Here is a 13,257-nt window from a genome sequence, read left to right as displayed (position 1 = left end):
TGGCATAGTCGCATGGTGTGAAAGCAATTTTGTGGGACATGGACGGCAGCCTCATCAACACCGAACCCCTGTGGGAGATTGCCACGTACGACCTCTCGGAATTCGTAGGCCGTCGACTGACCCCGGAGTTGCGCATGCAATGTGTGGGCAACACACTCTGGGACACGCTGTCGATCTGCGCCGACCATGCGGGACGCACGCTTGACGACGAGCTGTTTTCCTCGGGATCCCAGTTTGTCGAAAACCGCTTTACAGAACTGGTTCTAGAGCACGGAGTCGAGTGGCGCCCGGGCGTGCCGGAGATTTTGGGCGAGGCGCAGGCTGCTGACATCCCGGTGGTGTTAGTGACCAACACTCGTCGGCACGTGGCACAGCCATGCATTGATGTCATGGGGGAGCAGCACTTCGCGGCCACGGTGTGCAGCGATGAGGTCGCCAAGGGGAAGCCAGCGCCGGACCCATATTTGCGTGGTGCGGAGTTGGCTGGATTTGCACCGGAGGAGTGCCTGGCCATCGAAGATTCCTCAACGGGGGTGCGCTCTGCACTCGCTGCAGGATGCGCCGTGATGTGGAACCCAATGCCGGATGTGAGCGTTCCACAGGCTGACGTGGAGGCGTTGGCACCCCCGGCACGCTTCATTTCGGGCAATTTGGATACCTCAAATTTGGGCTTATTGCGGGCTGCTTTCGCGGGCGAGTAGACGACATGGAACAATAGACCGAGTGAAGAACTTTGATGACCTGTTTGCAGAGCTGAAGGAAAAAGCACAGTCGCGCCCCGAGGGATCGGGCACAGTCAAGGCACTGGACGCTGGTGTGCATTTCCAGGGCAAGAAAATTGTCGAAGAGGCCGGTGAGGTCTGGCTTGCAGCTGAGCACGAATCTGACGAAGCCCTCGCAGAGGAGATTTCGCAGCTGTTGTACTGGCTGCAGGTGGTCATGGTCGGTCGCGGGCTGAGCCCCGAGGATGTTTACAAGTACCTGTAGGAGAAATCAACACCATGCTGCGTATTGCCGTGCCCAACAAGGGATCGCTGTCCGAGGCGGCAGTCGAAATCCTGAAGGAAGCTGGCTACCCAGGCCGAGGCGACTCCAAGAGCCTGACCATCCATGACGAAGCCAACGACATTGAGTTTTTCTTCCTTCGCCCGAAGGACATCCCCATCTACGTTGGCAATGGCCATCTGGATTTGGGCATCACCGGCCGCGACTTGGCTGCTGACTCGTTGGCTCCGGTCGATGAAGTTCTGAAGCTGGGCTTCGGCGCTTCCACCTTCCGCTACGCCGCTCCGGCCGATGAGGAGTGGACTGTAGAGGCCCTGGAGGGCAAGCGGATTGCCACCTCGTACCCGAACCTGGTTCGCGAGGACATGAAGGCGCGCGGCATCAACGCCACCGTTATTCGCCTTGATGGCGCGGTGGAGATTTCCATCCGCCTCGGTGTTGCCGATGTCATCGCCGATGTTGTCTCCACGGGCCGCACTCTGCGAAAGCAGGGACTGAAGCCCTTCGGCGAAGTTCTGGTCAGCTCTGAGGCTGTCGTAGTTGGCCGTCAAGGCGTTGAGGTCACCGAGGAACAGCAGGTGTTCCTGCGTCGCATGACCGGCATCCTGCATGCCAAGACGTACTTGATGATTGATTACAACATCCGCGCGTCTTCGCTGGAAGAGGCCTCCAAGCTGACCCCGGGCTTGTCGGGTCCGACTGTGTCTCCGCTGGCTAACGAGGATTGGGTAGCAGTTCGCGCGCTGGTCCCGAAGGCGGAGGCCAACCCGCTTATGGATGCACTGGCGAAGATTGGTGCCGAGGCTATCTTGGCCTCCAATATCCGTATTGCACGAATCTAGATTGCGCAAATCCAGTGGGCAACTGACCAGGGCGTTTCCTCGCTTGTCTACGTCGACGTAGGTAGTAGGGTTGACACTAGGAGTGCGCACGGCGTTAGCCGTACTGGCGTAGGCATTTTTGTGCCTGGAAAAGCGGCAACTACGCCGGCGCTGTAGTTTTGGCTGTGTAATAGCGTGAGGTAACCAGCGTGAGGTAACCACCCAGCTGCCAACTATGGCTCATGAGACCGCGCCTACTAGAAGGGATTACGTCCACATGTCCGCAACGCGTACCGAGGTCGACCTGCTTGGCTCAATGGAAGTTCCTGCAGAGGCCTACTACGGCATCCACACCCTGCGCGCAATCGATAACTACCAAATCTCAGGCAAGACCATCAACGATGTGCCCGAATTCATTCGCGGCATGGTGATGGTGAAGAAGGCCACGGCCATTGCCAACCAGCGCGTTCATACGCTGCCCAGCGATGTTGCAGAAATTATTGTCGCCGCATGTGATGAAATCCTGGAAAAGGGACGCTGCATGGATCAGTTCCCAATCGATGTCTTCCAGGGCGGCGCCGGCACCAGCCTCAACATGAACACCAACGAGGTCATCGCGAACCTCGCACTGGAGTTGCTTGGTTTGGAAAAGGGCCGCTACGACGTCATTCACCCCAACGATGATGTCAACCAGTGTCAGTCGACCAACGACGCGTACCCAACTGGTTTCCGGCTGGCCATCCACATGTCGCTCTTAAGCTTGCAGAAGCATTTCGACTCCCTGGTTGAGGCTCTGCACGCCAAGGGTGATGAATTTAACGACATCATCACGATGGGCCGCACACAGCTACAGGATGCCGTTCCCATGACCCTGGGACAGGTTTTCCACGCATTTGCCCACAACCTGGAGGAAGAGCAGGAGTCCATTGCAACTGCGTCGGCACGCCTGCTGCAAATCAACCTGGGAGCTACCGCCATTGGTACCGGCGTGAATGCACCAGGGGGCTACCGCGAGGCTGTGACCCAGGCGCTGCGCGAAGTAAGTGGGTTCAATGTGACCTCTGCGAAGGACTTGATTGAGGCAACCAGCGATACGGGCGCTTACGTCAGCGTGCACGCCTGCTTGAAGCGCGCGGCCATGAAGATTTCCAAGATGTGCAATGACCTGCGCCTCCTGGCATCAGGTCCGCGTGCTGGTCTGAATGAGATCAACCTGCCGGAGCGTGCTGCCGGTTCGTCTATTATGCCTGCGAAGGTCAACCCGGTGATTCCGGAAGTCGCGAACCAGGCCTGCTTCAAGGTCTTCGGCAACGACGTGACTCTGACCTGGGCCGCCGAGGCCGGCCAGCTGCAGCTCAATGTGATGGAGCCAGTTATCGGCGCATGTCTCTTCGAGTCGATTGAGCTCCTGCGCAGCGCTACCGATACCTTGCGCGAAAAGTGCATTACTGAGATTACGGCTAACCCTGAGGTCTGCCGTAGCTACGTGGAAAACTCCATCGGTATCGTGACATACCTGAACCCGGTTATCGGCCACCACGAGGGTGATATGGTCGGCAAGGAAGCTGCACGCACCGGCCGCTCCGTCCGCGACATTGTCCTCGAACGCGGGCTGATGGACGAGAAGGAGCTCGACCACGTCCTGAGCACCGAGAACCTCATGCACCCGGAGTACCGAGGGAAGCGGTACGTGGCAGGGGAGTCTCGTCTCGACGACCTGTCTTAATGCGGTTGCCGGTTGGCTTAGGCGGTAGCCGGTTGCTTTAGGTGGTAGTCGGTTGCGCCACGAAGGGACTTGCCACGGCGTAACCTTTTGCCGTCGGCAGAGGGCTGGCAGTCTACGTGGGGCTGGCAGTCTACGTGGGACTGACCGCAGCCACGTGACCCGCTGCGCAAGGGGGCCACGCAGAACAAGGGGGCCACGCAGAAACTGACTAGGTTTATGGCAAAAATTTGCAAGTAAATTGCATTCATCTGTCATAAACTAGGTCACTAACTTGCGCTGGCAGCGGTTCCGTCGGCAGGCGGAGTCCCGCTGGCACCACGATTATCAACAGAACCACCATCGCGGCTATCACCAACAGCGCCCGGCCAGCCCGGGTACTCTGGCGTGACCCCGCCGTAAGCAGGGCACAGCTCCTGGAAAGAACACCAGCCGCAGAGTTTGGACTTCTTCGGCACAAAGTCACCGTTTTCACCGTCGCGCACAATCGCCGACCACAAGTCAGCAATCTCCGCCTGGAAGGCTTCCAGCTCGGCCGCGGTGGGGCTGAGCACCAGGTCATCGGCAACTTTCAGGTACATCAACCGCAGCTGTTCCGGGATACGACCGGTGAGCCGCCACCACACCAGTGCATAAAAACGCATTTGGAATAGTGCTTCATCTTGGAAGCGAGGCGAGGGTTTCTTGCCCGTCTTGTAGTCCACAATCCGGACCTCTCCAGTCGGAGCGATATCGACACGGTCGATGAATCCACGCAGCGGTACCGACAACGGCACGGTCTGATCGGCATCCGGGTCAATAACCAGCTGGACAAACTTTTCCATCTCGGCAGCGTCGAAGCCCATAGGGTTTTCCATCATGAAGTAGCCCTTGAGCAATCCGCGGCATTCGACCAGGAAGTCGTAATAGTCGTCCTCCGGAACCAGCTCAATCAGTTCTTCGTCCTCAGCACGCATGTTCTCCCAGGTCGGCTTCAGGCGTTTCACCGCTGCCGGGTATGTGCGTTCTTCCCGTGGCCAGGCATGCATCTGTTCAAGTACAGCATGCACCAACGTGCCCTTGACCTGCGCGACTGTCGACGGCTCCGGAATCTTGTCGATCGCACGGAACCGGTACTTCAGCGGACATTGGCGGTAGTCATTAGCTCGCGACGGCGACAGCGCCAGCTTGGAGCGACGGGAAGGTTGAACTGCTGACTTAGAACTTTGGGGATTGTCGGGCATACTAGCCAGGTTAGAGTACCGTCCCGTTTCGGACGCATTCGCGTCTGTACGAATCACGAACCAGCACGACTCAACAAGATCCAGCCCGGCACACCCCAACCCGACACAACCAAAACCTAAACCCCAAAAGGAGCCCACACACCTATGGCTTTGAGCGGACCATTCCAGGTCGGCGACCGAGTCCAGCTGACTGACTCGAAGAATCGCCACTTCACCGTCATCCTCGAGGAGGGCGGCAAGTTCTTCACCCACCGCGGCACCATCCTCCACGACGACCTCATCGGTGCCAAGGAAGGCACCACTGTCACCTCCGGCGAAGGCACGGTCTACCTGGCCATGCGTCACCTATTGGTCGATTACGTGCTCTCCATGCCACGCGGTGCCGCGGTGATTTACCCGAAGGATGCCGCCCAGATCATCGTCGAGGGCGACATCTTCCCAGGCGCCCGCGTCCTGGAAGCCGGCGCTGGCTCCGGTGCTCTCAGTCTCAATTTGCTCCGCGCTATCGGCTCTGAGGGGCAGCTAATCTCCTACGAGGTCCGCGAGGACCACATCGAGCACGCTGAGCGCAACGTTGTCGACTTCATGGGTCACAAGCCCGACAACTGGGACCTGCGTCTCGGTGACCTCAACGAGGCCACCGTCGAGTCACTCGGTGGTCCGGTTGACCGCGTCATCCTGGATATGCTCGCTCCGTGGGAATGCCTGGACACCGTCTCGAAGGTGCTTCAGCCCGGCGGCGTGCTCATGGTCTATGTCGCCACCGTCCCGCAGCTGATGAAGGTCATGGAGGGTATCCGCGCGCAGAAGTGCTTCACCGAACCGCGCGCCTGGGAATCCCTGGTCCGCGACTGGAATGTGCAAGATCTCTCCGTCCGTCCAGCGCACCGTATGCAGGCTCATACCGCGTTCCTGGTGTGGGCACGCAGGCTTGCCGACGGCACGGTGCCCCCGCGCCCGCAGCGGCGAAATCAAAAGAAGCTCTAATACTGCCGCTTCGCGCGGGGAGGTGTAGCCGTCGTAAAGCGTGATGCGACACACGGTCTAAATCGACCAAGCGCCAACAGCGGCGGAGCCAATGGGTAATCTGGGGTACATGACAACGCCGTCTGACAAAATCCGTGATCTAGAGCAGAAGAACTACAACCTCGGCATTCGTAATAATCGCCTGGTTGAGCTGTTGCGGGACTCCCGTAACAAGTTAGAGCTGCTGCGGCAAGACATGGAGGACATGCTGGAGCCGCCTAGCACGTACGGGATTTTCCTCAAGCCGGGGCCGGAGAAGGGCACGGCCGAGGTGTTTACCGGTAATCGCCGGATGCGTCTGAGGGTGCAGCCAGAGATTAATGAGCGGGCGCTGCGGCCGGGCGCGCAGGTGCGTTTGAATGAGGGCTCGATAATCGTGGAGGACTGCGGTTATCCGGAAAGCGGCGATATCGCCAATGTCCGCGAGGTGCTGCCGGATCGGGAGCGCATTTTGGCCTCGGATACCCACGGCGAGGAATTCGTGGTGTCGCTGGCGGGGGACTTGTCGCCGAAGCCGGGGGACTCGGTGATGATTGACCGCAAGTCGGGCTATGCGTTTGAGGTTATTCCGAAGTCCGAGGTGGAAAACCTGGTACTGGAAGAGGTACCGGATGTCACCTACACGGATATCGGTGGTCTGGATAGTCAGATTGAGCAGATTCACGACGCCGTGGAGATGCCGTTCCTGCAGCCAGAACTGTTTGAGCAATACAACCTGCGTCCGCCGAAGGGCGTGCTGCTCTACGGTCCTCCCGGCAACGGTAAGACGCTGATTGCCAAGGCCGTGGCTAATTCGCTGGCTCGTAAAATTGCGCTGTCCAAGGGTAAGAGTGAAGCGGAGGCGCAGCGGGCGCAGTCGTACTTCTTGAATGTCAAGGGTCCGGAGCTGCTGAACAAGTTCGTCGGTGAGACGGAGCGTCAGATTCGTTTGATTTTCGACCGTGCTCGTGACATCGCAGAGGACGGCAAGCCGGTTATCGTCTTCTTCGATGAGATGGACTCGATTTTCCGCACCCGTGGTTCGGGTATCTCCTCGGATATGGAAAACACCGTGGTCCCGCAGCTGCTCAGTGAGCTCGACGGTGTGGAGGGGCTGGAAAACGTCATCGTGATTGGTGCCACCAACCGCGAGGAAATGATCGACCCGGCAATTCTGCGCCCGGGACGCCTGGATGTGAAGATTCGCATTGAGCGTCCGAATGAGACTGCGGCGAAGGATATCTTCCGCAAGTACTTGACTCCGGAGCTGCCGTACAACGCGGCCGAGGTAGAGGCTCACGGTGGGGTGGAGCAGGATGTTACGCACCTCATCAATCAAGTCGTGGAGCGTATGTACGCCAAGACGGAAGAAAACGAGTATGTGCGGATTCGCTATGCAGATGGCACTAGCGAGACCATGTACTACCGCGATTTCAACTCCGGCGCGATGATCTCCAACATCGTCGACCGCGCGAAGAAGGCCGCCATCAAGTCGGTTATCGCTGGCGGCGAGGCTGGCATTAGCCTGGATCACCTGCTGTCCGCGGTGGCGGAGGAGTTCGCGCAGAACGAGGACCTGCCGAACACCTCGAACCCGGATGAGTGGGCTCGTATCTCCGGCCGTCCGACCTCGCGCGTTGCCTCGGTTGAGGTGATTCGCCATGGCTAATTCCGCTGCAAATGCCTCACAGCCGAAGCGCTTCTTCGGCACTGAAATTGAATACGGCATTTCCTGCCCGGACAACCCGGATGTCAGCCCGATTCTCACCTCCACACAGGCCGTGCTGGCTTTCGCGCACGAACAGGAAGAGGGCCTGTCGGGGCGCATCCGCTGGGACTACGCACCGGAGTCGCCACTGCGTGACAGCCGTGGCTTTGACCTGCGCCGCTACCACCAGCCGCCAATCGTTGACCCGAACGCCGTCGGTGCCGCAAACCTGCTGGTCCAAAACGGTGCCCGTTTCTACGTCGACCACGCTCACCCGGAGTACTCCTCGCCGGAAACAGCAACTGCTCGCGAGGCGGTCATCGCCGACCGCGCAGGGGACAAGATCATGCTGCGGGCCGCTCAGCTTGCCGCCGAAGCCACCGATGCCGAGGGCAATCCCGGACCGACGCTGAAGCTTTACCGCAACAATGTCGATGGCAAGGGTGCCTCGTATGGCGCCCACGAGAACTACCTTTTCTCCCGGGAAACCGAGTTCGATGACATTGTCGCCGGTCTGACACCGTTCTTCGTCACCCGCCAGGTGTTTACGGGCGCTGGTCGCGTTGGTCTGGGACAGACGGGACAGGAGTCGGGTTTCCAGATTTCGCAGCGCGCGGACTACATCGAGGCTGAAGTCTCGCTGGAGACCACGTTGAACCGCGGCATCATCAACACCCGCGACGAGCCGCACGCCGACTCCGATCGTTTCCGCCGCCTGCACGTCATCATCGGTGACGCCAACATGAGTGAGGTTGCCACCTTCCTCAAGCTGGGCACCACCGGTTTAGTCATTGATGCCATCGAGGACGGCGTGCGTTTCGACGATTTGCAGCTCCGCAACCCCGTCGAGGCCGTCCATAAGGTCTCCCGGGACCTGACTTGCACCGAGAAGCTGCAGCTGGCCGACCATGTCACATGGATGTCTGCAGTGGAAATGCAGTACGAGTACCTGCGTCGCGTGGAGAGCTACGACGCTCAGGGCGACGTCGTCAAGCTCTGGCGCGAAGTGCTCGACGTGCTTGCCGACGACCCCCGCAAGGCAGCCCACCTGCTGGATTGGGTGGCGAAATACAACCTCATGGAGGGCCTGCGTAACCGCCTTGGCGCGGGCTGGGACCACCCGAAGTTGGCACTGATTGATATTCAGTACTCGGATATTGATCCGGCTCGGGGGCTGTACCACGCGCTGGTGCGCCGTGGCTCGATGCGCACACTAGTGACCGAGGAAGAGGTCGACCGCGCGGTTGAGCACGCGCCGGAGTCCACACGTGCGTATGTGCGCGGTGGGATCTTGCGTCGCTTTGGCAAGGATGTCGTTGCGGGCAGTTGGACCAGCTTAGTGGTGGACACTTCGGGGGTGTATCGACGCACTCGTGACGTGGAGGCGCCGGGAATTACGCTGGCCTACATTACGCTGGATGAAGTTGACCACTGCACTGCCGCTGATTGCGGTGAGGTGTTGGAGTCGGCGGAGACAGTGGCCGAGGTGGTCGAGCATCTGCGCACGCTCGGAGCTGTCCGCGAACAATAGACACGCGCAGTACGGCGGCGCTTGCACAGGCGCACACAGAGCCGTAGTAGCGCAGTAATACTTAAAAGATTTTCTTGAAGGAGCAATAACATGGCTGGTAACACTCAGGTCTTCGGTGGCGGTTCCGGCGGAGGCGACGAGGAAGAGTTCGGCGAGGTTTCTGGCGGCGGCCAGGCTCAGGAGCACGTTGCAGCTGCTGACGATCTGCTGGATGAAATTGATGGTCTGCTGGAGAACAACGCCGAGGAGTTCGTGCGTTCGTACGTCCAGAAGGGTGGCCAGTAAGAAGTGACTGACCAGCAGGTACCGGCACAGGCGCTGACCCGACGCATCACCGGCATTGAAACCGAGTTCGGCATCACTCTGACGCTGGATGGTTCGCGCCGTCTGGGGCCGGATGAGATTGCCCGCTACATGTTCCGCCCGGTGATTGCCAAGTATGGGGCGACCAACATTTTCACTCACAATGCTGGTCGTATGTACCTGGATGTCGGAAGTCACCCGGAGTACGCCACCGCTGAGTGCGATTCGGTCTCGCAGCTGGTCGCGTACGACCGCTCGGGCGAGGTCATCTTGAACGAACTCGCCGAAAAGGCTGAAGCAGAGCTTGCCGACGAGGGTATCGGCGGCAAGGTTTACCTGCTGAAGAACAACGTTGATACCGTCGGTAACTCCTACGGTTGTCACGAGAACTACCTGGTTGGTCGCGAACTGGGATTGAAGTCCCTGTCCAAGCTGCTGCTGCCTTTCTTGGTTACGCGCCAGCTCATTTGCGGTGCTGGCAAGATTTTCCTGCCGTACCCAACCTCGCCGTATCACAACGATCCGATTCAATACTGCTTCTCGCAGCGCGCGGATCATGTGTGGGAGGGTGTATCCAGCGCCACGACGCGCTCCCGACCAATCATTAACACTCGCGATGAGCCACACGCGGACTCCAACAGATTCCGCCGCCTGCACGTCATCGTGGGTGACTCCAACATGAGTGAGACGACGACTGCGCTCAAGATTGGCTCCACCCAGCTGGTGCTGGAGATGATTGAGGCCGGTGTGACGTTGCCGGACTTCGAGGTCGCCAACGAGATTAAGTCCATCCGTGCGGTGAGCCGCGATATGACCGGCAAGGCCGAGATTCCGCTGCGCAGTGGCGAAACGGCCACCGCGCTGCAGATTCAGCGTGCGTTCCTGGACGCTGCGACCGAGTGGCTGAAGGTCCGCAACGAAAACATGGTCAATGAGGACAAGGGCATCGCCGGTGCCGGCACTTCCAACGAGGAAATGAGCCGCATTGTCGAGTTGTGGGGTCGCGCGCTGGATGCCGTGGAAACCGGTGACTGGACTCTCATTGAGCACGACATTGACTGGGCCATTAAGTACTCGCTAATGAAGCGCTACTTGGACCGCGGTCTGACTCTGGAGGACCCCAAACTTCATCAGATCGACTTGGCCTACCACGACATCCGTCCCGGTCGCGGTATCTTCCGCGCGCTGGAAGCCCGTGGTATTGCCTCGCGGTGGATTACCGATGAGCAGGTTGCTGAGGCAGTCCGCATCGCTCCGCCGACCACCCGTGCGAAGCTGCGCGGTGATTTCCTCGTTGCAGCTGAAGACTCCGGCCTAAAGACCGTTGTGGACTGGACACACCTGAAGATCTCCGGTGATGATCCCATCTCCACGATGCTCGGCGACCCGTTTGCCACGGAAAATGCTGAGGTCAGTGAGATGATTGAGATTCTGACGGCCGCGAAGAAGTCCTCGGAAACGCATCCGGAAAACTAGTTCCGTCCCAGGAAACTGCCCCAGGAAAAGGAGCCCCACAGTCGTGTCTGTCCCACCAGTATCGGAAAGCCCTGGAACCGCCGCGATTAGTGAGAACCAACGCCAGGTTCAGCTGCTGTTGGCGCTTGCCGACGACACCGGGTGGGTCAGCGAGACGTGGATCTCCAAACATGTCGAGGGTTACGCTCGTGTTTCCGAGGATTCTCGGGCTCGTTATTTACGTGCAGACACCGCGGCACTCCTGGCCGCCGGGGTCCCGGTAGAGGTTTCGTCGTCAAGCACAGGCGATAAGGTCAAGCGCCTGCGTCTGAACAGACTGCGGTGGTCCCAGCATGACCCCGAATTCACTGAAGCGGAGGCTTCAGTAGTGTTCCAGGCGGCGAATGCAGCGTTTGGTTCGGAGGAACTGAGTTCGACGGCGGTGGCGGCGTGGCGGAAGCTCGCATCGTTTACCCAGCGCAGCGCCATTGCGAAGCCGGATGAGTCGGTGGTGGTGGCAGATGCGGTGGATATGAGTCGGGCGGATTTCAGCACGCTGCTGACCGCGATGACATCGCCGCGTCGAACAGTGGAGATGTGGTATTCCCGCCAGTACGGCGTGGATGATGAACTGCGCACGCTGGAGCCGTGGGGTTTGATTAACCTGCGCGGACGCTTCTATGCGCTGGGCTTTGATCCTCAGCGTGAGGCGGCGCGCATGTTTCGGCTTAGCCGTATCCGTGATGTGTCGGATACGGGGACGTCGGCGACGCAGCCAATGCCCGATGGTGACTTGCAACAGATTGCGGAGAACATGCTTCACCGCGGTGGGAAGACCTATCAGGCGATTGTCCGTATCGCTCCAAATACCTGCGCTGATGTGGTGATGAAAGCGACAGCGCTAGGGGAGGGACGCTACGAGCTGCCGGCGGCACCGTTGAGTGAGATTGTGTCCACAGGCTTGAGCTACGCACCGGATTTGATTGTGGAATCACCTGAAGAGGCACGGTCGGTAATTATTGCTCGATTGGAGCAGGTACTTGCTCGCCATGGCGGATTGAACACCACGGACAACACTCTGGAGGGCAACTAATGACAGTGCACGCAGCCCGGGAACTAGACGCTAGCATCAGCATTGACGAGTTGTTGGCGGTCGTACCGTATTTTTCGCAGCATCGCTCAATGACGGAGGCCGCAACCGAGCTGGCCATTCCTTTTGCCCGAATTCGGGCAATCGTCGAGCAGATTGCCGATATCGATCAGCCGGGACTCCTCGGTGTGCGTGCTTTTGAGGTTGATTACCGCAACAGCTTTGATGTCCGCATTCGTCCTCATGCGCCGGTGCTCAGGCAGCCGCGTGCCCTGACAGCCGAGGAAACCGCGACCTTGCTGCTCATCCTGGAAACCATCGAGGACTCCGCAGCCACGACTTCTTCCGAAGCCGCGCAGACGGCCGCGACAAAGCTCCGCAGCGCCTTGGGAACGACCGTTCCCATCATCGATTCCACCGCCGCAGAGGATGGCAAGGCCTTTGCGTATGCAGAGCAGATTTACTCCGCACTGCATCAGCGCAAGGTGCTGAAGGTGCGTTACCGGAATGCATCAGGGCAGGTTTCGGTCCGCGAGCTTGACTGTGTCAACGTTTATACAGTTGAGTCCACGACGTACCTCCGCGCCGTCGACCGTGCGCAGGAAGACAGCCGCCAGAAAAGCTTCCGTGTCGACCGCCTCGAGGCCGCCGAGGTCCTCGATGTTCCAGCCGGCTTCCACCGCCCAGAGTCCGTCGATATCCGTGATCCGCACGCCTTTGGCGCGGAAACGGGGACGTCCGAATGGGCGAGGGTGCTTATCGACGCCGACGCCACCTGGATCGCAGACTATGAACCGGTCTTCTTCACCGAAGATGAGGGGGAAGAAGATGCCGAACTGGAGGTCGAACAGGACTCAGACCACGCCTCACCGAAGCCGGCCTTTGCCGCTGACGTGCCCATGTCAGACCTGACAGCAACAGGCTCCTTTGTGCTCCGCCGTTCACCGAGCGTAAAAGTCACTGAGCCCCTAAAATTGAAAAACGCCGTTGTTGCGCGAGCTTCCGAAGCTTTGGCAGAGTATGGTCTAAACGACAAAGCTTAAATTAGAGCTTCAATCGCGCACAATGTGGCAACTTGCCACTTGTATTTGTATTCATTTGAAAGGTCTCTAAGCGGATGCCGAACCTAGGTCCCTGGGAAATCATCATTATCCTGGTTGTTCTTGTTTTGCTCTTTGGTGCAAAGAAGCTGCCGGATGCCGCACGTTCGCTCGGCCGCTCCATGCGTATCTTCAAGTCCGAAGTCAAGGAAATGCGCAACGATGACGAGCAGCAGGAGCAGGCTGCAATCCAGCAGGCTCCGCAGGCTCAGCCTCAGCAGCCGTACCAGCCGCAGCAGCAGTACCAGCAGCCGGCACCCCAGGCTCAGCCGCAGCAGCAGTACCAGCAGCCG

Annotated in this window: 13 protein-coding genes; 12 read left to right on the top strand and 1 reads right to left on the bottom strand. The window is 59.2% G+C overall.

Annotated features, from left to right (window positions below):
* Positions 1–17: 17 nt before the first annotated feature.
* From Q0U90_RS08175 to aspA, 4 genes are all read left to right on the top strand, one after another.
* Positions 18–701 carry an HAD family phosphatase gene (locus Q0U90_RS08175; protein WP_297453401.1) on the top strand — a complete coding sequence of 228 codons (684 nt, stop codon included), beginning with the start codon at positions 18–20 and terminating at the stop codon, positions 699–701.
* A gap of 22 nt (positions 702–723) precedes the next feature.
* Positions 724–987, top strand: coding sequence for a phosphoribosyl-ATP diphosphatase (locus tag Q0U90_RS08170; protein WP_005510825.1), 264 nt, complete (start codon positions 724–726; stop codon positions 985–987).
* Between the two features lie 14 nt (positions 988–1,001).
* Positions 1,002–1,847: an ATP phosphoribosyltransferase gene (gene hisG / locus Q0U90_RS08165; RefSeq protein WP_297453392.1), complete on the top strand. Its 846-nt coding sequence runs from the start codon at positions 1,002–1,004 to the stop codon at positions 1,845–1,847.
* Positions 1,848–2,103: 256 nt separating this feature from the next.
* The gene (aspA, locus tag Q0U90_RS08160) at positions 2,104–3,552 is read left to right on the top strand and encodes an aspartate ammonia-lyase (protein WP_297453390.1); all 1,449 of its coding nucleotides are present in this window, start codon (positions 2,104–2,106) and stop codon (positions 3,550–3,552) included.
* Positions 3,553–3,818: 266 nt separating this feature from the next.
* On the opposite strand, the gene Q0U90_RS08155 is transcribed toward aspA, so the two are convergent.
* Complete coding sequence (locus Q0U90_RS08155) at positions 3,819–4,772, bottom strand: RecB family exonuclease (RefSeq protein ID WP_297453388.1); 954 nt, start codon at positions 4,770–4,772, stop codon at positions 3,819–3,821.
* A 144-nt stretch (positions 4,773–4,916) separates the two neighbouring features.
* Between Q0U90_RS08155 and Q0U90_RS08150 the strand changes: the two genes are divergently transcribed.
* The 8 genes from Q0U90_RS08150 to tatA all read left to right on the top strand — a co-directional run.
* Complete coding sequence (locus tag Q0U90_RS08150) at positions 4,917–5,759, top strand: tRNA (adenine-N1)-methyltransferase (RefSeq protein WP_297453385.1); 843 nt, start codon at positions 4,917–4,919, stop codon at positions 5,757–5,759.
* Positions 5,760–5,868: 109 nt separating this feature from the next.
* Positions 5,869–7,446: a proteasome ATPase gene (gene arc / locus Q0U90_RS08145; RefSeq protein ID WP_297453382.1), complete on the top strand. Its 1,578-nt coding sequence runs from the start codon at positions 5,869–5,871 to the stop codon at positions 7,444–7,446.
* Complete coding sequence (dop, locus tag Q0U90_RS08140; RefSeq protein ID WP_297453379.1) at positions 7,439–9,016, top strand: depupylase/deamidase Dop; 1,578 nt, start codon at positions 7,439–7,441, stop codon at positions 9,014–9,016. The genes arc and dop overlap by 8 nt, the downstream gene beginning before the upstream one ends.
* 90 nt (positions 9,017–9,106) lie before the next feature.
* Positions 9,107–9,301, top strand: coding sequence for a ubiquitin-like protein Pup (locus Q0U90_RS08135; RefSeq protein ID WP_070831931.1), 195 nt, complete (start codon positions 9,107–9,109; stop codon positions 9,299–9,301).
* A gap of 3 nt (positions 9,302–9,304) precedes the next feature.
* Positions 9,305–10,795: a Pup--protein ligase gene (gene pafA / locus Q0U90_RS08130; protein ID WP_297453375.1), complete on the top strand. Its 1,491-nt coding sequence runs from the start codon at positions 9,305–9,307 to the stop codon at positions 10,793–10,795.
* 43 nt (positions 10,796–10,838) lie between these two features.
* The gene (locus Q0U90_RS08125; protein WP_297453372.1) at positions 10,839–11,867 is read left to right on the top strand and encodes a WYL domain-containing protein; all 1,029 of its coding nucleotides are present in this window, start codon (positions 10,839–10,841) and stop codon (positions 11,865–11,867) included.
* Complete coding sequence (locus Q0U90_RS08120; RefSeq protein ID WP_297453369.1) at positions 11,867–12,907, top strand: WYL domain-containing protein; 1,041 nt, start codon at positions 11,867–11,869, stop codon at positions 12,905–12,907. Before Q0U90_RS08125 ends, Q0U90_RS08120 begins: the two co-directional genes overlap by 1 nt.
* Before the next feature lie 74 nt (positions 12,908–12,981).
* The coding region (gene tatA / locus Q0U90_RS08115) for a Sec-independent protein translocase subunit TatA (protein WP_297453366.1) at positions 12,982–13,257 on the top strand (276 nt) is incomplete at its 3' end.

The sequence above is a fragment of the uncultured Corynebacterium sp. genome (assembly GCF_946998835.1).
Classification (GTDB): domain Bacteria; phylum Actinomycetota; class Actinomycetes; order Mycobacteriales; family Mycobacteriaceae; genus Corynebacterium.
Note: the sequence above shows the minus strand (reverse complement) of the source record. Positions and strands in the feature narration are given on the sequence as shown.

What these genes read in the sequence shown, in the direction of transcription:
- dop (WP_297453379.1), top strand. Translation starts at nt 7,439, where the DNA reads ATGGCTAATTCCGCTGCAAATGCCTCACAGCCGAAGCGCTTCTTCGGC.
- Q0U90_RS08120 (WP_297453369.1), top strand. Translation starts at nt 11,867, where the DNA reads ATGACAGTGCACGCAGCCCGGGAACTAGACGCTAGCATCAGCATTGAC.
- hisG (WP_297453392.1), top strand. Translation starts at nt 1,002, where the DNA reads ATGCTGCGTATTGCCGTGCCCAACAAGGGATCGCTGTCCGAGGCGGCA.
- Q0U90_RS08135 (WP_070831931.1), top strand. Translation starts at nt 9,107, where the DNA reads ATGGCTGGTAACACTCAGGTCTTCGGTGGCGGTTCCGGCGGAGGCGAC.
- Q0U90_RS08150 (WP_297453385.1), top strand. Translation starts at nt 4,917, where the DNA reads ATGGCTTTGAGCGGACCATTCCAGGTCGGCGACCGAGTCCAGCTGACT.
- arc (WP_297453382.1), top strand. Translation starts at nt 5,869, where the DNA reads ATGACAACGCCGTCTGACAAAATCCGTGATCTAGAGCAGAAGAACTAC.
- aspA (WP_297453390.1), top strand. Translation starts at nt 2,104, where the DNA reads ATGTCCGCAACGCGTACCGAGGTCGACCTGCTTGGCTCAATGGAAGTT.
- Q0U90_RS08155 (WP_297453388.1), bottom strand. Translation starts at nt 4,772, where the DNA reads ATGCCCGACAATCCCCAAAGTTCTAAGTCAGCAGTTCAACCTTCCCGT.